This window comes from Pseudoalteromonas sp. S8-8 (genome assembly GCF_000497875.1).
Taxonomy (GTDB): domain Bacteria; phylum Pseudomonadota; class Gammaproteobacteria; order Enterobacterales; family Alteromonadaceae; genus Pseudoalteromonas; species Pseudoalteromonas arctica.
On sequence record NZ_AUTR01000057.1, the window covers coordinates 12846 to 32147 of the forward strand.

20 protein-coding genes are annotated in these 19302 nt (G+C 38.4%); 15 read left to right on the forward strand and 5 right to left on the reverse strand.

Annotation, left to right across the window (positions count from 1 at the left end; translation table 11 throughout):
- Positions 1 to 75 precede the first annotated feature (75 nt).
- The 3 genes from L659_RS0118080 to L659_RS0118090 are packed head-to-tail and all read left to right on the forward strand — an operon-like array spanning position 76 to position 3085.
- Positions 76 to 2544 (forward strand): YdbH domain-containing protein, encoded by a 2469-nt coding sequence (locus L659_RS0118080; protein ID WP_024591449.1) that lies wholly within the window; start codon positions 76 to 78, stop codon positions 2542 to 2544.
- Positions 2545 to 2546: 2 nt separating this feature from the next.
- On the forward strand, positions 2547 to 2744 hold the full coding sequence (locus L659_RS0118085; RefSeq protein ID WP_024591450.1) for a YnbE family lipoprotein: 198 nt from the start codon (positions 2547 to 2549) through the stop codon (positions 2742 to 2744).
- Positions 2745 to 2755: 11 nt separating this feature from the next.
- Positions 2756 to 3085 carry a YdbL family protein gene (locus L659_RS0118090; RefSeq protein WP_007584701.1) on the forward strand — a complete coding sequence of 110 codons (330 nt, stop codon included), beginning with the start codon at positions 2756 to 2758 and terminating at the stop codon, positions 3083 to 3085.
- Positions 3086 to 3133: 48 nt separating this feature from the next.
- Here the strand turns inward: L659_RS0118090 and L659_RS0118095 are convergent, their stop codons facing one another.
- Positions 3134 to 3682 (reverse strand): DUF1415 domain-containing protein, encoded by a 549-nt coding sequence (locus L659_RS0118095; protein WP_024591451.1) that lies wholly within the window; start codon positions 3680 to 3682, stop codon positions 3134 to 3136.
- Entirely contained in the window at positions 3679 to 4992 is a 1314-nt protein-coding gene (gene waaA, locus L659_RS0118100; RefSeq protein WP_024591452.1) for a lipid IV(A) 3-deoxy-D-manno-octulosonic acid transferase, read from the reverse strand. Before waaA ends, L659_RS0118095 begins: the two co-directional genes overlap by 4 nt.
- 182 nt (positions 4993 to 5174) lie before the next feature.
- Between waaA and L659_RS0118105 the strand changes: the two genes are divergently transcribed.
- Both L659_RS0118105 and hldE read left to right on the forward strand, forming a co-directional pair.
- The gene (locus tag L659_RS0118105; RefSeq protein WP_002961065.1) at positions 5175 to 5765 is read left to right on the forward strand and encodes an SIS domain-containing protein; all 591 of its coding nucleotides are present in this window, start codon (positions 5175 to 5177) and stop codon (positions 5763 to 5765) included.
- Entirely contained in the window at positions 5765 to 7204 is a 1440-nt protein-coding gene (gene hldE / locus L659_RS0118110; RefSeq protein ID WP_024591453.1) for a bifunctional D-glycero-beta-D-manno-heptose-7-phosphate kinase/D-glycero-beta-D-manno-heptose 1-phosphate adenylyltransferase HldE, read from the forward strand. The genes L659_RS0118105 and hldE overlap by 1 nt, the downstream gene beginning before the upstream one ends.
- An 85-nt stretch (positions 7205 to 7289) precedes the next feature.
- Here hldE and L659_RS0118115 read toward each other — a convergent pair whose 3' ends face one another.
- Complete coding sequence (locus tag L659_RS0118115; protein WP_081709170.1) at positions 7290 to 8807, reverse strand: capsule assembly Wzi family protein; 1518 nt, start codon at positions 8805 to 8807, stop codon at positions 7290 to 7292.
- A 211-nt stretch (positions 8808 to 9018) separates the two neighbouring features.
- Here L659_RS0118115 and L659_RS0118120 point away from each other — a divergent pair, with 211 nt between their 5' ends.
- Both L659_RS0118120 and L659_RS0118125 read left to right on the forward strand, forming a co-directional pair.
- Positions 9019 to 10089: a hypothetical protein gene (locus L659_RS0118120; RefSeq protein ID WP_024591455.1), complete on the forward strand. Its 1071-nt coding sequence runs from the start codon at positions 9019 to 9021 to the stop codon at positions 10087 to 10089.
- Positions 10089 to 11174, forward strand: a complete 1086-nt coding sequence (locus tag L659_RS0118125; protein ID WP_024591456.1) for a glycosyltransferase — start codon at positions 10089 to 10091, stop codon at positions 11172 to 11174. Before L659_RS0118120 ends, L659_RS0118125 begins: the two co-directional genes overlap by 1 nt.
- A 16-nt stretch (positions 11175 to 11190) precedes the next feature.
- On the opposite strand, the gene L659_RS0118130 is transcribed toward L659_RS0118125, so the two are convergent.
- Positions 11191 to 11919 carry a 3-deoxy-D-manno-octulosonic acid kinase gene (locus tag L659_RS0118130; protein WP_024591457.1) on the reverse strand — a complete coding sequence of 243 codons (729 nt, stop codon included), beginning with the start codon at positions 11917 to 11919 and terminating at the stop codon, positions 11191 to 11193.
- Between the two features lie 122 nt (positions 11920 to 12041).
- On the opposite strand from L659_RS0118130, the gene L659_RS0118135 reads away from it, so the two are divergent.
- The 6 genes from L659_RS0118135 to glpG all read left to right on the forward strand — a co-directional run bounded on the left by L659_RS0118135 (position 12042) and on the right by glpG (position 17303).
- A complete protein-coding gene (locus L659_RS0118135; RefSeq protein WP_024591458.1) occupies positions 12042 to 13100 on the forward strand; it encodes a glycosyltransferase family 9 protein in 1059 nt (352 codons plus the stop codon).
- The gene (gene gmhB, locus L659_RS0118140) at positions 13100 to 13663 is read left to right on the forward strand and encodes a D-glycero-beta-D-manno-heptose 1,7-bisphosphate 7-phosphatase (RefSeq protein ID WP_024591459.1); all 564 of its coding nucleotides are present in this window, start codon (positions 13100 to 13102) and stop codon (positions 13661 to 13663) included. The genes L659_RS0118135 and gmhB overlap by 1 nt, the downstream gene beginning before the upstream one ends.
- Positions 13664 to 13832: 169 nt before the next feature.
- Positions 13833 to 15026 (forward strand): glycine C-acetyltransferase, encoded by a 1194-nt coding sequence (locus L659_RS0118145; RefSeq protein ID WP_024591460.1) that lies wholly within the window; start codon positions 13833 to 13835, stop codon positions 15024 to 15026.
- 50 nt (positions 15027 to 15076) lie between these two features.
- Positions 15077 to 16102 carry an L-threonine 3-dehydrogenase gene (tdh, locus tag L659_RS0118150; RefSeq protein ID WP_007584716.1) on the forward strand — a complete coding sequence of 342 codons (1026 nt, stop codon included), beginning with the start codon at positions 15077 to 15079 and terminating at the stop codon, positions 16100 to 16102.
- A gap of 68 nt (positions 16103 to 16170) precedes the next feature.
- Entirely contained in the window at positions 16171 to 16488 is a 318-nt protein-coding gene (gene glpE, locus L659_RS0118155; protein WP_010554397.1) for a thiosulfate sulfurtransferase GlpE, read from the forward strand.
- Positions 16485 to 17303, forward strand: coding sequence for a rhomboid family intramembrane serine protease GlpG (glpG, locus tag L659_RS0118160; RefSeq protein WP_024591461.1), 819 nt, complete (start codon positions 16485 to 16487; stop codon positions 17301 to 17303). The genes glpE and glpG overlap by 4 nt, the downstream gene beginning before the upstream one ends.
- A 3-nt stretch (positions 17304 to 17306) precedes the next feature.
- Here the strand turns inward: glpG and L659_RS0118165 are convergent, their stop codons facing one another.
- Complete coding sequence (locus L659_RS0118165) at positions 17307 to 17705, reverse strand: flagellar basal body-associated protein FliL (RefSeq protein ID WP_007584719.1); 399 nt, start codon at positions 17703 to 17705, stop codon at positions 17307 to 17309.
- A gap of 154 nt (positions 17706 to 17859) precedes the next feature.
- On the opposite strand from L659_RS0118165, the gene L659_RS0118175 reads away from it, so the two are divergent.
- Positions 17860 to 18399, forward strand: coding sequence for a chorismate--pyruvate lyase family protein (locus L659_RS0118175; protein WP_024591462.1), 540 nt, complete (start codon positions 17860 to 17862; stop codon positions 18397 to 18399).
- On the forward strand, positions 18396 to 19274 hold the full coding sequence (gene ubiA / locus L659_RS0118180; protein ID WP_024591463.1) for a 4-hydroxybenzoate octaprenyltransferase: 879 nt from the start codon (positions 18396 to 18398) through the stop codon (positions 19272 to 19274). The genes L659_RS0118175 and ubiA overlap by 4 nt, the downstream gene beginning before the upstream one ends.
- Positions 19275 to 19302: the final 28 nt, after the last annotated feature.

Below are 19302 nucleotides of genomic sequence, written 5' to 3' on the forward strand. Positions count from 1 at the left end.
TAAAAAAGGCTGCATTGTGCAGCCTTTTTTGATTAGTATAGTTTTAGCTAAAAGCACAAAGCATTTAAGGATAGTATGTTTAAGCGAGTTGGTTTAATTGTTGGAGCTGTATTGCTAAGTACCTTGCTGCTTGGTTATGTATTTCGTTTACCTTTATTACAGTGGGCTATAGCGCCTGAGCTTAAAAAAGCAGGCGTTACGTTAAGTTGTCTCGATTTTTCAATTACGTCTGAACTAAATATTCATGCTGATAAAGTGTGTGTAAATTACCAAAATCAACAGTTACAACTCACTGGTATTACTGCAAATACAAAGCGTATAGATATTGAAAATGCAGTGCTAACAGTTAATCCACTCCCTAAAAGTGATAATGCTAATCAGCTTGCTAAAAATCTCGATTTAGCGCTGCCTTCAACCCGCCCATTAATTAATATTAAACAGCTTATAGTAAAAAGTGATGAGCTCAATAAGCCACTTAAAATAAGCATATTAGAACCCGAACTAAATAAATTTGATGTCACGGGTGATATAAACGCGAGTGCAATTTTGACAGCTAATAAAGTAAGTGGCCAGCTTGAAATTAATGACACTCTTTTAAAGCAAGTTATAAACACTAAAAACACCTCAATAGCAGATGCTAATTTTAATACTCAGCAAGCATTTAGCTTTGACGGTATAGAACTTGAGTTAAATGGCGGTATTAGCTCCCAGTTTACTCACACGTATGAGTTTTCTCATACAAATCAGCAGTGCCAGATTAACGTATTAACTACGGGCAAATTGGCGACTCGTTTTAATTTAAATAGCCAAGTGCTAATGTTTAATACCGATTTGCTTAATAACAAAATTAATCTAACACCAAGCTGTGCTGAGTTAATTCCACCGAGTGAATACGCAGGCTTTGTTAGCAAACAAGTTCCTTTAAATTGGCAACTTAAACTCCCTCAATCAATTCGCTTAGAGGGTAGTGAGCTCAGTGTACCTGTAATTAATTTGATGAGTGAAGGCGATAAGCAATTTGATTTTTTAATAACAGATACAACACTAAATATTACATCTCCATTTGAGTACTTACAGACAAATTTATCAGCTCAAATAAATACACCCGATATAAATAATATTAACGTTAATGCTCAGTTATCTGGCGCTGTGATTAAAGGCGATTATGCCGTTATGCTTGAAAGCTTACCTGAGTTTGTTCCTGCAACAGCGAATGGGCTTAGCCTTAGTGGTCACTTTAATATAAGTGAGTTTATAGACTCAAAACCAGTTGGGCTTATAAATGCTAAATTAACGCTTAATAGTGTAGATGCGTTTGATATGAGTGCAGTGCAATATCAAGGTGATTTAACTGCAAAAATGGATAAACAGTTAAACGCAGAGGTAGCGTTAACGCAGCAATTAAAAAGTGCGGAATATAAAGAATTTAAAGTCACAGATATAAGTAACACATTAACAGCAAATGCTAATTTAGGCGTAGGTGAGTTATTTGCTGATCTAACAGCAAAAACAAATATAAAGACTGTTAATAGCCCTGACATAAAACTTAATAATATAAAAGTAGAGTCTACAGGCTTGCAAAGTCGTGCACTAAAAGCCACTCATCACGCGTTTATAAACGATGTTGAGTTAGTTATAAATCATCATATATCATCGCAAGATCATCCGTTTGAAGTCATTATTCCTGAACAAAGTACGCTGCCGTTAAATGCGTTTATTAGTCAATTTGAGCCACTTGCACAGCTAACTAAGGGCGAATTTAATGGCTATATTAACGGCGATGTAAACTTACAAAGTGCATCGTTCAATATGGGGATTAGTCATACAAGTGCACTGTATAACGATTACCTTGCGAGTGATTTAAATAGCGTGTTTAGCGGGGAATATAATTCAGGTAAGCTTAATGTAAAACCAACTACCTTTAATTTAAATGAGTTTAGAGCGGGTGCCGTAGTTAAAGCGATTAAAGGGCAATGGCAAGTTAGTAACAATACCGCGCTTATAAATGATGTAAAGGGAAGTGTGTTTGGTGGCGAATTTTCGTTAGATACCTACACAATAGGGAAGCCAAACCAAGTTGCTAATGTTAAGTTTGAAAATATTGATGCCAGTAAACTCGTTACACTCGACGATAAGTCGGGCATTGTATTAACGGGGTGCTTGGCGGGGTCTTTACCTGTCCATTTTGATAGTGGAAAAATTGAAATAATTGACGGTAGTTTATTTAGCCAAGGAACAGGTAATTTAAAAATCACCAATAATGCCGCGTTTGATTCAGTAATGCAGCAACAGCAAGAGTTGCAACCTGTATTAGGGCTATTAACTAATTTAGATATTCAAAAACTTAATAGCAGTGTGGCATTAAAAAACGATGGCTGGTTAAAGCTTGGGGTTAATTTACAAGGCTATAATAAACAAGAGCAGCAGCAAGTTAACTTTAATTATAACCACGAAGAAAACGTATTTACACTTTTACGCGCACTGCGTTTAAGTGACGAAATTACACAAAAAGTTGAGCTACAATACTCACAAAAAGGAAACTAATAATGAGACAGTCGTTATTGATAAAAGTACTGCTCGGGCTAGGTGTTATTAGTGCACTAAGTGCCTGCACACACCGAGTTGAGGTGTCTGCTAAAGAGCCCATTACGATTAATTTAAATGTGAAGGTCGATCACGAAATTCGCGTAAAAGTAGATAAAGAACTCGACAGTTTGTTTAGTGACGACAGTGAGTTATTTTAAGGAGCTAGAACATGAATACGAAGAAAAAATTAAATATTATTACGTTAGTTAGTGCAGTATGTATGTCGTTCTCTGCGTGGGCTATTAGCCTTGATGATGCTAAAAACCAAGGTTTTGTAGGTGAAGATAGCTCTGGTTATTTAGGGCTTGTTGTACAAAACGCAGAAGCAAAAGCAGTTGTTGATGACATAAATGCAAAGCGTAAAGCGCAGTACTTAAAGCTGGCTAAAAAGAATAACTTGTCGCTTTCACAAGTTGAAGCACTTGCTGCCGCTAAAACAATTGAAAAAACCCAAAGTGGTCATTACGTTGAAGTAAATGGTAACTGGGTTAAAAAATAAGGCTAAGTCATTGTCTTGTTTTGCACGAACCAAAATAAAACCGAGCGTTTAAGCGCTCGGTTTTTTACAGCCTTCGAGTAACTGCTGCCAAAAATCAATACCCTTACGCCTTGCTAGGTTTATATTATGCTCTGGAATAGATTCAGGCTCGTTATAACTATCAAGTGCTTCGCTCATACTTGCTTCGCGAATTAAATGCAAAGTAGGAAAGGGCGCTCTATTTGTGTAATTTGCGGCATCAGTTTCATCGCTGTCGGCAAATACGTAATCAGGATGAAAGTTAGCAATTTGATACTTCCCTTCAAACCCCTGCGCGACTAAAAGTGCATTAGCTAAATCGACCAAGTCTAAAAAGTCTTCAAAATCACTAAAGCCGTTGTCAAACATGATAAGGGTTGTTTCGCGCTCTGGTTCGCGGTCAAGCTCAACACATTGCTCAAGCATATCCATTACGGCATCATCCATAGTTGCTGCAGGGCTTACTATGTAATGAATACAGTTGTTTTCTACTTCTTTTCGAGCAAATGGGCAAAAGTTATATTTAACAATAACAGATGACACCCATTCACGGGTTTGGCTTATAGCTATGTTAGTCACGGTTTTGGCTCTAAATATTGGTTAATAATGGTAAGTGTTTTTTGTATTGCACCTTGGTTTTTAGCTACGCATTGCGCAGCTTTAATACCTAAGGTTTGGCACGCTTTTGTGTTTTGGCTAAACGTTATGAGCTGCTTTGCTAGTTCGTCGTTGCTATCAACCACTACAGTGCCTTTAAGTTTTATTAGCTCGGGATAAACATGATCAAAATTGTATGTGTGCGGACCTGTTATTACACCTACTGAAAACGCGGCTGATTCCAGTGGGTTATGTCCACCTCTGCGAATTAAGCTGCCGCCAATAAAGCTGATATTTGCAGCGCCATACAAACACTGTAGTTCACCAAGCGTATCAGCAAGGAGGACTTGCTCATTGCTATAGCTATTTTGGCTGCGGCGGCTAAAACTAAGTGGGCTTTGCGTTAAAAATTCTGCCACTTTATCAAATTGTTCTGGATGGCGCGGAGCAATTATAAGTAATGCATTAGGTTGCTTTTTTAGTAACTCTTGATGGGCTGAAAGTACCAACTCATGCTCTAAAGGATGTGTTGAGCCTGCCACCCATATAAAACGCTCGTCAGTATTATGCTCATTATTGCTGTGTTTATTACTGCTATAAAGCTGTTTAAGATTAAGTACTTTGGCTAATTGCTCGTCACTTGGTGTTATATCAAATTTTATAGAGCCTGTTACATGGCTTTTTGAAGTTTCGAGACCAAGCTCTATAAAACGCTCCGCATCTGCCTTGTTATGACTCGCAAGTACTGTAATTGAGCGCATAATAATATGCGTTAATTTAGCGACCTTTTGATAGCCTTGCTGCGACTTTTCAGAGAGTCTTGCATTGATGACAAGTACCGGTATATTTTTTTTGTGACTTATCGCCATTAAATTTGGCCATAGCTCGGTTTCTAAAATACATAATGCTTGTGGCTTTATACGCTTTAAAAATCGGGCTGTAGCAAACGGAAAATCGATTGGTAAGTAGCTACACGCCACAGTATTTTTAAACTGGTTAAGTATTTGCTCTCTGCCTGTTGGGGTATTACAGGTTATAAGAATATTTAAATTTGGATGCGCTTTTTGCAGTGCTTTAATAAGCGGCGTTGCGGCAAGTACCTCACCAACAGAAGCACAATGAAAAACTAAAGGTTTGGTTTTAGTCGTAAATAAAGACTTACTGACAAACCCAAAGCGCTCTTTAAAGTGTGCACGATAGCCTTGGTTTTTTTTACCTCGTAAAATATAGAGATAAAATACAATCAGTGGGCTAATAAAAATTAATGCTAGAGAGTAAAAAATGCGTGCCATACTGATCTTTCGTAAAGGGAAGTGGCGTTAGTTTACCGTGAAATATCCGTTTTCTAAACATACTCGTAATAAAATATGGTCTGGGTTCAGTTATAACCCGATAAAATGCACACAATTAAATAAAATTATGGAATAATGGATTTAATTTTTCCCTGCTATTTCAGTTCCTAGAGGAATTTTTCATGTCAATTATCGATTCAGTGGCAACTAGCTACGTTGAAACATTAAACCGTCATCAAGCATTATTTGAAACGATGGAAGCTTATCATCAAGAATCTATGCAACTGTTAGAAGCATGTCATAGTGCATTACAAGCTGGTGGCAAGATTGTATGGTTTGGTAACGGCGGTAGTGCAGCCGATGCACAGCATTTAGCAGCAGAATTTGTAGTGCGTTATAAATTAGAGCGTGGTCCGCTTGCCTCTATGGCATTGACCACCGACACATCAATTTTAACAGCACACAGCAACGATTATCACTTTGATACGGTGTTTGAACGTCAAGTTCAAGCGCTATGTAAACCAGAAGACTTAGTGATTGGTTTAACCACATCAGGTACTAGTAATAATATTAATTTAGCGTTAGAAGCCGCAAATAAACTAGGTGCTTTTACAGTGGCATTAACTGGGCGTGATGGCGGTAAAGTAAAAGATATTGCTAAGTTACCTATCATTATAAAAAATGATGAAACAGCACGTATTCAAGAAGCTCACATGTTTATAGGTCACTGGTTATGTGAAGCCATGGATATGGTTGTTGCGGAGCAGCAGTAATGGATTTATCGTTATTAAAAAATTTATCGGCAGCACGTATATTAGTTGTTGGCGACGTAATGCTAGACCGTTATTGGTATGGCGACACAGGACGTATTTCGCCAGAAGCGCCAGTACCTGTTGTTAAAGTAAGTAAATTTGAAGACAAAGCGGGCGGTGCAGCTAACGTTGCAAAAAATATAGCGCGGTTAGATGCAAAAGTCGGCTTACTGGGCTTAATTGGTGAAGACGAAAGCGGGCAGATTTTAGAGACTATTCTAAAAGGTGAAAAAATAAGCTCACAATTAGTCAGTGTATGTGATTTACCGACTATTTCTAAAATGCGCGTTATTAGTCGTCACCAACAACTAGTTCGTCTTGATTTAGAAGAAACATTTACCGAGCAACATAGCCAACTTTTATTAAACCGCTTAGAGTTGGTACTTGATGAATACGACTTTATTGTGTTTTCTGATTACAGCAAAGGATCTTTAAGCTTAATTAAAGAGATGGTAAGCCTTGCTAAGGGCGCCGGAAAAACGGTTTTAATCGACCCTAAATCGCCAGATTTACATTTATATGAAGGTGCTGATTACATTACGCCTAATTTACATGAGTTTAAGTTAGCGGGTGGTCAAACCGATTCAGAAGAAGCTTTAGCTGCAAGTGCACGTGATTTAATTAGCAAAAATGGCATTAAAGCCATGTTGCTTACGCGTTCTGAGCAAGGTATGTCGCTTATTAGTGCAGATGAAAAGTTTGATTTTGCAGCACAAGAACTTGAAGTAAGTGATGTGACTGGAGCCGGTGATACGGTTATAGCTACATTAGCCGTTATGCTTGGTGCGGGCATGGAACCTAAAGATGCTGTCGAAATTGCTAACTTAGCAGCAGGTATAGCGGTTAGTAAATTTGGTGCAGCTACAGTTTCGCCAGAAGAGTTAAGTCGTAAACTTGGTCAGTATTTACATACTACCGGCGAGCATTACCAAACACCATTTGATGATGTACTTCAGCATATTGAATTTGCAAAACAAAACGGCGAAACCATTGTATTTACCAATGGCTGCTTTGATATTTTACACGCAGGGCATGTACGTTATTTAGCGCAAGCTAAAGCGCGAGGCGATAGACTCGTTGTTGGATTAAATAATGATGAATCTATTACGCGTTTAAAAGGGGCAGATCGTCCAATAAATCCGCTAGATGAGCGTGCAATGGTACTTAGTGCACTTTCATCAGTTGATTGGGTTATTCCGTTTGGTAGCTTAGATGAAAACGATACTCCCGCTAAATTAATTGAGCAAATAAGCCCTGATATTTTAGTTAAAGGCGGCGACTACACCGTAGAGCAAATAGCGGGTGCTGAGCATGTGCTTCGCCATGGTGGAAAAGTTGAAGTGCTTGAATTTTTAGATGGATGCTCAACGTCAAAAGTAATTAGTAAAATTAAACAGTAATTACTGATTTAGTTTGCTTAAAAAATACAAAAAAGGGATGAAAACACTGTTTTCATCCCTTTCTTACTTTTAATACGTTACTTTATTAAAAGTTATATTCGTACTTAGCAAATGCAGAAGTATCGTTTTCAGCGCCGTCGTTGTTAGACGCAAAAGCACCTAAAGTGACGCGTCCTCCCATAGAAAGCATTCTGTAACGCAGTTCTAATTGCTTAGAGTTAAACCCTGTTTTAGTAATAGAATTGCCTAAATCTGGGTTGTTAGGGTAAAGGTCCCTGTTATCGCTGTTGTAATCAACACTACGTAATTTTACCTGCCAATCGTTTCCATTAGATAACTGACCTAGCAGAGTTAAAACGACTGATTGTGCATCGTTATCGTAGGTTGAGCCAATTGTACGACCATGGTATCGGTAGCCTGATCTATAAGCCGACAACTTATCATCATGCTCATAGTAACAATTTTCAACTTTTGATTCAGCTTGGCATGAAACACCAGTATCTATATATTCAACATTTACTAATATGTTCTGAGCGTATATGCGTTGTGTTGTTTGAATACCAAAAAGATATGCTCTGTCGGAAGGCTTAAATTGAGAGCTTGCGTCTTCACCTATAGTGCTAATGTAGATTGCATATGGGTGTGTTAACAAGGTATCAGACCAGCGCATATCAATACCAGCCAGTTGATTACCTATTTTTGACTCAAATTGACTGTCACAGCTGTCATTACCATCTGTGCAAGTTGTTTGGCCAGTTATAACATCAATAAAATCACCCGCAGAGCTAGGTTGTCCATCGCCAGCCCATTGTGCAGACCAGCTAAGTGCAATTTCTAACTGTTGAATAGGGCGAAAATTAACACGAGTACTCCACAGTAAAGCATCAGGTATAACACGCGTAGACTCAAGTTTAGCCATTTGTGCAGTAAAGCTCCATTGACCAATCCAGCTCAGCCATGGTGTCTCGAAAGCAGTACTTTTTTCTCTGGTAACACTTAGTGCAGGTAAAGGTTTCGCATTACCTGACATAATTAAGCTGTTATCAACACCAGGTCCCCAAAATTGTTCAACAGCACCGGCTCTAAAAATCCAGTTACCTAAACGGTAAGCTAAGTAACTATCATCAAGTGAGGTATCGTTACAATCGGTTAAAGCTTGCTCGTTGGTAACTATATCGTCAGTCGTTTTTCCATCAACTAAACACTTTTTACCGTCTTTTCTATAATTTATAGCTACTTTAGCTGCAAAGTTATCGCCTAAATAAGCGTAAGCTGCAGAAAGCTCTGTTTCTTGAGTATTTGTTGCACCAAAGCTTGTTGCTATGATTGGATCTGTGGCTGCAAAAGCTGATAATTGAAGACTATGTGAGCTATTATTTTCTGATTTATATCGATGTTTAACGCGAAGTAAAGCATCTTGTAAGCTTGGAGATAATTGCTCCAGCGGCATACTTTCCACATCGCTTATAAAACTTTTCCACATAAGCGGATAGGTAGTTACAGGAGCTAAAATAACACCGGCATCAGCTAATTGTTGAATATCAGCTCTTAGACCATAATCATCGGGTTTTACCCATGGCTCAGCATTAACTGATGCGCTCATAGCGCAAAAAAGAGTAGAAAGTAGAAAAATTCTGTTTCGCAAAGTTCAGATCCTTGTGATTAAGATTGCGGCTAAGTTTATCAATCTAAGTCTGCTATTGCAGTAAATAATCAAATTTATAGAGTTAATTTAATATATTAAAATGTAACCTGTCTATCGTAATAAGTATCTGATTGATATACTGGAGCTCAAATAGGACATTGAGAATGCAATGAGCAACAAACGACTTTTATTTATTCCAGTATCATCACCAGAAGGCATTGGTGAATATATGCGCTCGTTGTTGTTGGCTCAAAGTTTAAAGGCAGAACTTGCAGATTCTCTCGATATTCACTTTATATTAAATAAGCATACAAGCTATGCAAAAGATTGTCCTTTTGAAGCCACACTACTCGAACACTCAGCGACTAAAGAGCTTGATTTTGTTTGCGAGTTTATAGAGCAATTTAAACCTGATGTCGTTGTTTTTGATTGTGCAGGACGTGCAGGGCATATGAAGGCGGCTAAAAAGGTAGGCGCTAAAGTTATATTCATTTCTCAGCATGCAAAAAAACGTGCTAAAGGCTTAAAACTTAACAGAATTAATTTAATTGATACACATTGGGTTGTACAGCCTGATTATTGTATTGAGCCACTTACATGGGCTGAAAGTACGAAGTTAGACATGTTTCCCTTGGCACATCCTCGAAATGTAGGTCCTTTTGTTACATTTGCCTCTTGCGCGCAAAAACGTGATGTTTTAAATCGCTATAACTTAGTACCTGAAGGCTATTTTATTGTAAATGCTGGCTCAGGCGGCCATAGTGTAAATAATCTAAACTGCGCTGATGTATATTTTGAAGCTGCACTTAAAATAACTAAACTCACAGGCTTAAAAGGCGTTGTTGTTTTTGGTCCAAATTATAATAAAATCATTCCCAAAAGTGATGAGCTAATTTGTTTAACAAGCTTGCAAAGCACTGATTTTTTGGCATTAATGAGCCAAGCTAAAATCGCATTACTTAGCGGTGGAGATACTTTACTGCAAGCAATTGCAGTTCAAACCCCCGTTGTGGCATGTGCTATCTCAAAAGATCAAAATACACGTTTGGATCATTGTGTTAATGCAGGTGTTGTCATAAAAGCAAATCTTGATATTGATGAAATCACTACGAAAATAGCTCAGGTTATTAGCGAGCCTTTCTATAATGAATTCGTTGCTAAATATAGCCAACTTGATAATACACATAGCTTCGATGTGATCACTAATGGCATAAAAAATATGCTTATAGGGGATCGCTAATGAATATAGTGATTGTAATTGATTCCCTAGTGGGTGGTGGTGCTGAAAAAGTAATGCTTACCCTTGCTGAGGAAATGGCCAAGTTACAGCACAGAATCACTATTTTGTCTCTTGCTAACTCTATTGAATATAATATCCCTGAAGTACTTAACGTGGAGAGTTTATTCGCACATAGGGCATCAAAAGTAGATCGATTTTGGCAGCGTAAAAATAGCATTTTAACACTACAAACTTGGTTTGAAAAAAAACAAAGCGAGCTGGGCAATATTGATTTAGTGCTTTCTAATCTTGATAGAAGTAATAACTTGCTCGCGCGTAGTAATATCCAAAATGTTCATTTTGTTATTCACAACTCAGTTAATGCAGAACTTGCACGTCAAAAAAAGTTAGGTCCATTTTCATACTTATATCTTAAAAAGAGTAAGAAAAATTTAAATGGTAAATCACTTATTTGCGTATCAAAGGGGGTTGAAAAAGAAATAACACAAGGGGATTTTATTAACCCAAGTGCAATTGCGACTATTTATAACCCGTTCGATTTTGAAAAAATAAAACAACAAGCAAATGAGCAAAATAACAATATCCCAAATGAGCCCTACTTAATTCATGTAGGAAGACTCGCCAAACAAAAACGCCACGATATATTATTTGCAGCATTTGCAAAGCTTGATAAAAAATACAAGTTAGTACTTTTATGTAATAAACCTGCAAAAGCGATAAAGCTTGCACAGCAATACGGCATAGAAAAACAGTTAGTAGTGCCAGGATTTCAACAAAACCCGTACAACTGGATTAAGCATGCCAAAGCTTTAGTGTTGAGTTCTGATTTTGAAGGACTTCCAACGGTATTAATTGAGGCTTTAGCGGTGGGTACTCCGGTAGTTAGCACTAATTGTACATTTGGACCAAGCGAGATATTAACAGGCGAGCTAAGTAAATATTTAGTACCCGTTCAGCAAAGTGAGGCATTAGCCAATGCCGTTAAGCAGGTGCTAGCAGATAAGCCAAATGTAGAAAATGCAGATATTCTAAAACAAGTACAGGCAGAGCAGGTTGCTCTGCAGTATTTAGCATTGGCTAACTAAGTTAACTTATATTAGGTTAACTGATATTGGCGAGCGCTTTGAAGTAGTTGCTGTGCAGAGTTTGCCAGTCAGTCGCTTGCCAATTAAATGACTCGTTTCGACCTTGTTCTTTTAAAAATGAGCGCTCAAGACGTGCCATATTACTTTGTTGCCACTGCACATTAGGCATTTTTATTTCACCTCTATCAAAGTCGATAATATACACATCACCAGTATCATCAAACAAAATGTTATTAATGTTTAAATCGGCGTGATACACACCTTTTGAATGAAATAGCGCGATTGTTCTAGCTATGCCCTCTAACTCATCTTCAGTCAATGAGCGTTCAATTAATATGTCGAGTACACTTTTCGCGCCTTTAACAGCCTCGGTAATAATATCACCACGATAAATTAATCCGCTGCGAGTTACTTTAGCTGCAATAGGGGTTGGTACGTTTAAACCAAGCTCTATAAGTTTACTCATTAAGCTAAACTCTTTATACACACGGGTTTGTTCAAGTCCTGGGTATAAATACTGATCGCTTAGCAATTTACCTACTAAGCCACCGCGCCAATAATGCCTAAGTACGGCTGTTAATTCGTCTTGCTTAAAAAACCACGCAGTTGCTCGACCTTTTTTAGCGCCCACAATTTTATTTTGTTGTTGCCAATAATTTGCATCAAACCAATCGAGGGTAATTTGGCTCGTGTATTTAGGGTGGCTTAATACAGTGTGATTGCCTTGCACGTGTTGTTTAAACATAGCTCTGCGTAATTGCTAAATAATGTGCCTATATTAGCGCGTTTTAAAGCTGAGGATAAGTGCTTGCAATAGCGTGATTATAATTTAAGATCGGCTTTTGTATTTAATACCTAAGGGAATGTGTGACTCAAGCTCCTAACTATTCATCTATTTGTATATTAAGACTTTCAGCCATTGGTGACGTATGTCATGGTGTGAGTGCTGTACAAGCCATTCAAAAAGCACACCCAAATGCAAAAATCACGTGGGTTATTGGTAAAATAGAAGCGATGTTACTTGCCGACTTACCGGGTGTTGAGCTGGTGGTATTTGATAAAAAACAAGGTAAAGCAGCACTTAAAAGCTTAAAGCAACGCTTTAAAGATCAACAGTTTGATGTACTACTTAATATGCAAGTTGCATTAAGGGCTGGGTTTGTAGCGCGTTGTATTCCTGCAAAAGTAAAAATAGGGTTTGATTGGGCGCGTTCAAAAGAATTGCACAGCTTGTTTATTAATAAACGAATAGCCCCAGAAGCTCAGGCGCATGTGCTTGAAGGCTTTAAAGGTTTTGCAAAAGCCATTGGTGTAGCTGATTATAAACCGAGTTGGGACATGCCATATACAGAGCAAGACCAAGCGGTTGCTGATGAACTACTAACACCAGAGTACCTAACTAATAAACTGTTAGTAATATCGCCAGCAGCAAGTAAAGCACAGCGCAATTGGCTCGCTGATCGTTATGCAGCATTGGCTGATTATGCAAATGAGCAAGGCTTTAAGGTGGTATTGACGGGGGGGCCAACAGAACTTGAAATTAACCTAGCAAATAGTATTGTTGAGTATAGTAAAACACCTATTTTAAATTTAGTGGGTAAAACGAAACTCAAAGAGTTGTTGTGCGTGTTAAAGCGTGGCAGCTTAGTGCTTGCGCCCGATACGGGTCCTGCACATATGGCGGTAACGGTTGGTACGCCGGTTATTGGTTTATACGCACATTCAAACCCAGCACGCACAGGTCCTTACTTATACCAAGACTACGTGGTAGAGGTTTATCATCAAAATTTGCTTAAGCAAACTGGTAAAACAGCTGAGCAAGTGCCGTGGGGTACGCGCGTAAAAGGCGATGATTTAATGAGCCAAATTACAGTTGATGACGTAAAAGCGATGTTTGATCATGTTGTACAAAAAGAGTCTTTGTAATGAATGCACAAAAAAAAAATAAAGCACTTTTTTTAGACCGAGATGGCGTAGTAAATGTTGACCATGGTTATGTGTATCAAAGCGATAAATTTGAATTTATTGAAGGTGTTTTTAGTACTTGTAAAGCATTTTATGATGCGGGCTATAAAATCATAATCGTCACTAATCAATCTGGAATTGGCCGAGGTTATTACACCGAAACTGATTTTTTAGCACTAACTGATTGGATGAAAACCCAATTTAGCGATCACAGTATTGAAGTTGCCGATGTGTACTTTTGCCCTCATCACCCTAAAAAAGCGCACCCTGAATATTTGAAAGAGTGCAGTTGCAGAAAGCCTGCGCCAGGGATGTTATTGCAAGGCATACAAGAGCATAACATCGACCCTGCTTGCAGTATAATGGTGGGCGATAAACTCAGTGATATGCAGGCTGCGAAAAAAGCAGGGATCACTACTCGCGTTTTAGTGCGTTCAGGTCAAAGCTTTGATGAAAGTGCCAAGCAAGAGGCTGATTTAATTATCGATTCTATAAACAGTTTACCTGCACTTTTAAAGACATAAATAGACTAAACAGATTAGCCTGTAAACTGGCAGGAATTCCTTCCAGTTTAGGGCGTTTGCGACGAACTGCAAACCGTGCATTTTCCCCATTAAACTTTTACAATACCCCCCATAATAAACAGTCGCTTAAATGTGGTTGTTTACCCGTTCAAATAAATGGAGAACACAGATGAGAGCATCTGCTTTTTTTAGCCAGCTACAACAGCAAATTGAAGACGTAAAAACCGAAGGTTTGTATAAAAGCGAACGTATTATTAAATCTCAGCAGCAAGCTCAAATCGAAGTTGCGTCAGGTAAAGTAATCAACTTTTGTGCTAATAACTACTTAGGTTTAGCTAATAGCCCAGAGCTAATTGAAGCTGCGCAAAACGGTTTAAATAATCATGGTTTTGGTGTTGCGTCTGTTCGTTTTATTTGTGGTACGCAAGATATTCATAAAACACTAGAGAAAAAAATCAGTGAGTTTTTGGAAACTGAAGACACCATTCTATATTCTTCGTGTTTTGATGCAAACACCGGTTTGTTTGAAACTATTTTAGGCGCAGAAGACGCTATTATTTCTGATTCGTTAAACCATGCATCAATTATTGATGGTGTACGTTTGTGTAAAGCTAAGCGTTTTCGTTATGCAAATAACGACATGGCTGATCTTGAAAAGCAACTTATTGCAGCAGATGAAGCTGGCGCTAAAACGAAACTAATTGCTACCGATGGCGTGTTTTCTATGGATGGCGTTATTTGTAATTTAGAAGCTGTGTGCGACCTAGCTGATAAATATGATGCACTTGTAATGGTTGATGACTCTCATGCTGTTGGCTTTGTTGGCGAAAACGGTAAAGGTACACCAGAGTACTGTAATGTATTAGACCGTGTAGATATTATTACCGGTACATTAGGTAAAGCGCTAGGCGGTGCATCAGGTGGTTATACATCAGGTAAAAAAGAAATTGTTGAATGGTTACGTCAGCGCTCACGCCCATACTTATTCTCAAACTCATTAGCACCTTCAATTGTTACTGCATCAATTAAAGTACTTGAAATGCTAGAAAATGGCGGCGAGCTTCGCGCTAAACTTTGGTCAAATGCTAAATATTTCCGTGAGCAAATGGAAGCTGTTGGTTTTACGTGTGCAGGTAAAGATCATGCAATCATCCCTGTAATGCTAGGAGATGCCAAAGTAGCCTCGTTAATGGCTGATAAACTACTTGCTGAAGGCATTTACGTCACTGGTTTTTCATTCCCTGTAGTACCAAAAGGGCAAGCGCGTATTCGTACACAAATTTCAGCAGCGCATAGCATTGAGCAACTCGATATTGCTATTGATGCATTTACCCGTATTGGTAAAGAAATGGGCGTTATTTAATTTTATTTTAAACCGAAGCCTCGCTTCGGTTTTTTAGTTGAGTGTGGATTATGAAAGCATTATCTAAATTAAAAGCAGAACCGGGCATTTGGATGACAGATGCACCAAAGCCAGAAGTGGGTCATAACGACTTACTGATTAAAATTCGTAAAACAGCTATTTGTGGTACCGACGTACATATTTACAAATGGGATGAATGGGCAAGTAAAACGATTCCTACTCCTATGGTTGTTGGTCACGAATATGTTGGTGAAGTCGTTGATATGGGCCAGGAAGTTCGTGGCTTTAAAGTAGGCGATCGCGTATCGGGTGAAGGTCATATTACATGTGGGCATTGTCGTAACTGTCGTGCTGGGCGTGTACATTTATGCCGTAATACAACGGGTGTTGGCGTAAACCGTGAAGGTGCATTTGCAGAGTATTTAGTTATTCCTGCATTTAATGCATTTAAAATTCCAGATAATATTTCTGACGAACTGGCTTCAATTTTTGACCCGTTTGGCAATGCAGTTCATACCGCATTATCGTTCGACTTAGTTGGCGAAGATGTACTTATTACTGGTGCCGGCCCAATTGGTATTATGGCAGCAGCGGTTGCAAAACACGTTGGTGCTCGCCACGTCGTTATTACCGACGTAAATGAATACCGCCTAGACTTAGCCCGCAAAATGGGTGCATCACGTGCTGTAAACGTGGCAAGCGAAAAGCTTGAAGATGTAATAAAAGACTTAGGTATGACAGAGGGCTTTGATATTGGTCTTGAGATGTCAGGTGTGCCAAGCGCTTTTAATTCAATGCTTAATAACATGAACCACGGCGGTAAAATTGCCATGCTAGGTATTCCACCATCTGATATGGCAGTTGATTGGAACCAAGTTATTTTTAAAGGTTTAGTGATTAAAGGTATTTACGGTCGCGAAATGTTCGAAACGTGGTACAAAATGGCAAGCTTGATTCAATCTGGTCTTGATTTGAACCCAATTATTACACATCAGTATTCTGTGGATGACTTCCAAGCTGGCTTTGATATGATGATTTCAGGTCAGTCAGGTAAAGTAATTTTAAACTGGGATTAGTTCCTAACTAAATTACAAGAAGGGCGGCTTTAGCCGCCTTTTTTATACTATTAATTAAAGAGACTTCAATGGCATTTAAACACATTTCTATAGCGCAAACGTTAGAACTTCTAGATAAAGAAGACGTTGTAATTGCAGATATTCGCGATCCTAATTCGTATCAAGCTGGTCGTATTCCAGGCTCAGAAGCACTTTCTAACGGTAATATTGCACAATTTATGATGGAAAAAGAATTCGATCAGCCAATTATTATTGTGTGTTACCACGGTATGAGCTCTCAGGGCGCAGCTAGTTATTTAGTTGAGCAAGGCTTTGAAGATGTTTATAGCATGGATGGTGGTTTTACCGCTTGGGAAGCAGCTTACAGCGAGAAAGTAGAGCGATGATAGAGCTTGGCAGTTTAAATAACCCGCGCGCCGCACAAGGCTTTATAGATTATTTAAAAAGCCAAGGTTTAGATGCAAAGATACACTCGGCAGATGGCAGTAATGTCATTATTAGCGTGACTGAAGAGGACTTTCATCAAGTTCAGCCTTTATGGGTTGAGTTTACACAAAACCCTAATCATGAAAAATACCAGCAAGCATCTTGGGATGTAGGCAGCACACAATCGCCGCTTAAATATCAAGGGCAATCACTTAATCTTATGGCGCGGTTTAAAGCGCTTAGCTGGCTTAACCAAACTGTTAGCATATTGAGTATTGTTATTTATGTCGCTTTTTTATTGGGTGGATTTGATGAAATTTATACAGTTCTGCAATTTAATCCATCACAACCACTAAGCTGGCTCACTCCCGCGCTTGTGCATTTTAGCGCGATCCATATTGTGTTTAATTTAATTTGGTGGATGTCGCTTGGCGACAATATCGAAAAGCAATGCGGAAAACTCAGCTTAATAGGTTTGTTTTTAGTGACTGCGCTTATTAGTAATTGGGCGCAATACCTAATGGTTGGTCCCAACTTTGGCGGTTTGAGTGGCGTAGTATATGGGTTACTTGGTTTTTGTTGGATTCATAGCTTTTTAAATCCGAACAAACCTGCGCTGGTTAGTACGGCTATTGTTGGTTTTATGTTGATTTGGTTAGTGCTTGGGTTTGCAGATGTATTGTTTGTAGGTATGGCTAATTGGGCGCACTTAGGTGGATTAGTTAGCGGTATGGCTTTTGCCTACACCGCCAAAGTATTTAACGCAAAACGTTAAATACTAATGATATAAATATTTAGTGAACAAGACTTCACGGATGATCTCTTGTCCTGTTTCTTCTTTTAAGAGGCTTTTTAGTTTTTCGGCGCACTTTGCGCGTATTTCTTCACGGCCAGTAAGGGATTTTATTTTTTCTTCAGGCTCTTTAGATAAAATCTCTACTAGGGCATCACGTAGTAATGGCGTGTGGTGCTCTACTACTGCAATATCTGAAGTGTCATTAAGCATTAAATCAATAGTTACACGCACATAGCCCATTTTTTTACTTGATGCGCCAATGTAGTTGGTGATTATATCGGGCTCAAAACCAAAATAACCAACTGTAGATTCAGCACGAGCTGTAAAGCTTATGACACTTACAAAGAACGTAAAAAGACCTGCGTATACTATTTTTTTCATATTTAAAGCGTTTCTTAAAACTTGTTACAAATAGTTTATACTTAATAGTGGGTAATAAACAGCGCCAAGCTATTATTTATGGTTATAAAACATCACTTTTTCAAAAGCTTTGGCAATGGTATCATCACGATGTTTTTTATTTTGTTGAGCTATTGTGATTACTTATCCTCTGTCTATATCTGCTAATTGGCAGTCCACTTCATATGTAAGTGACTTATCTCCTCTAGAGCAAGAATGGCTTTTTGAACCTAATTCTTTAACTGCTAAATTAAAAAGTAAATCACAAATTTTTAGTGTAAGAGTATTAAGCGAGCAGTTATTTACTTTAAGCCTAGAGCAAAAGTTATTACTAAACTGTAGCGCTAAAACAGCGATTAATCGAGAAGTACTCTTATTGTGCGATAACAAACCTGTGGTGTACGCACAGAGCTGGCTTCCTAAAAATGATTCGATCAATCCTTTGCACAATATGGGTGAACGACCTCTTGGTGATGTGATTTTTCAAGACCCAGCACTAAAACGAACGGATATAGAAATTGCTTATTTTGATGCCAAGCACCCCGTTCAGCAATTAGTTGCAAAATTAAACCTACCCGAAAAAAACTTACTAGGCCGTCGAAGTGTATTTGCACTCAAAGAATATAAATTTTTAGTGTGTGAAGTGTTTTTACCAGGAGCATATTTATACTCATGAAATTAGCCGCTTTAAAGCCAAAACATATTTCTTACTATATACAGCTAATGCGTATAGATAAGCCCATTGGTACCTTGTTATTACTTTGGCCAACATACTGGGCTTTATGGCTTGCTAATAGTGGGATGCCGAGCTTACTCAACTTTATTATATTTACGCTGGGCGTTGTTGTTATGCGAAGTGCAGGATGCGTAATTAATGATTTTGCAGATAGAAAAATAGACGGCTCTGTAAAACGCACAGCTCAGCGGCCGCTAGCTTCAGGGAGGGTTAGTAGTGGTGAAGCACTTAGCCTATTTTTACTACTAATAGTTATTGCGTTTATTTTAGTATTAATGCTTAGCGTTAATACTATTTTGCTTTCTTTTGGGGCTTTGGCTTTAGCCTTTTGCTACCCTTTTATGAAACGCTATACACAATTACCACAAGTTGTTTTAGGAGCTGCATTTGGTTGGGCTATTCCAATGGCCTATATGGCTTCAATAAATGCATTACCGCAGCAGGCATGGTTATTATTTATAGCCAACATTTGCTGGACAGTCGCTTATGACACTATGTATGCGATGGTTGATAGAGATGACGATTTAAAAATAGGGGTAAAATCAACCGCTATTTTATTTGGTAAATACGACCGCCACATAATCTTTTTACTTAATGCTGTATTTATAGCGCTGGTTGCGTTTATTGGTATAAGTAATCATTTAAGTGTCGCGTTTGGCATTGGTTTGAGTGTAGCAGCTGGTTTATTGGCATATCAACAAACGCTTATTCATAAACGTGAAAGAGATGCCTGCTTTAAAGCGTTTTTAAATAATCATTATGTGGGCTTGGCTATCTTTATAGGGTTATTACTTTCATACCCAATAGCATTTTAAAGCCTTAATAAAAGCCGTTAAAATTCTC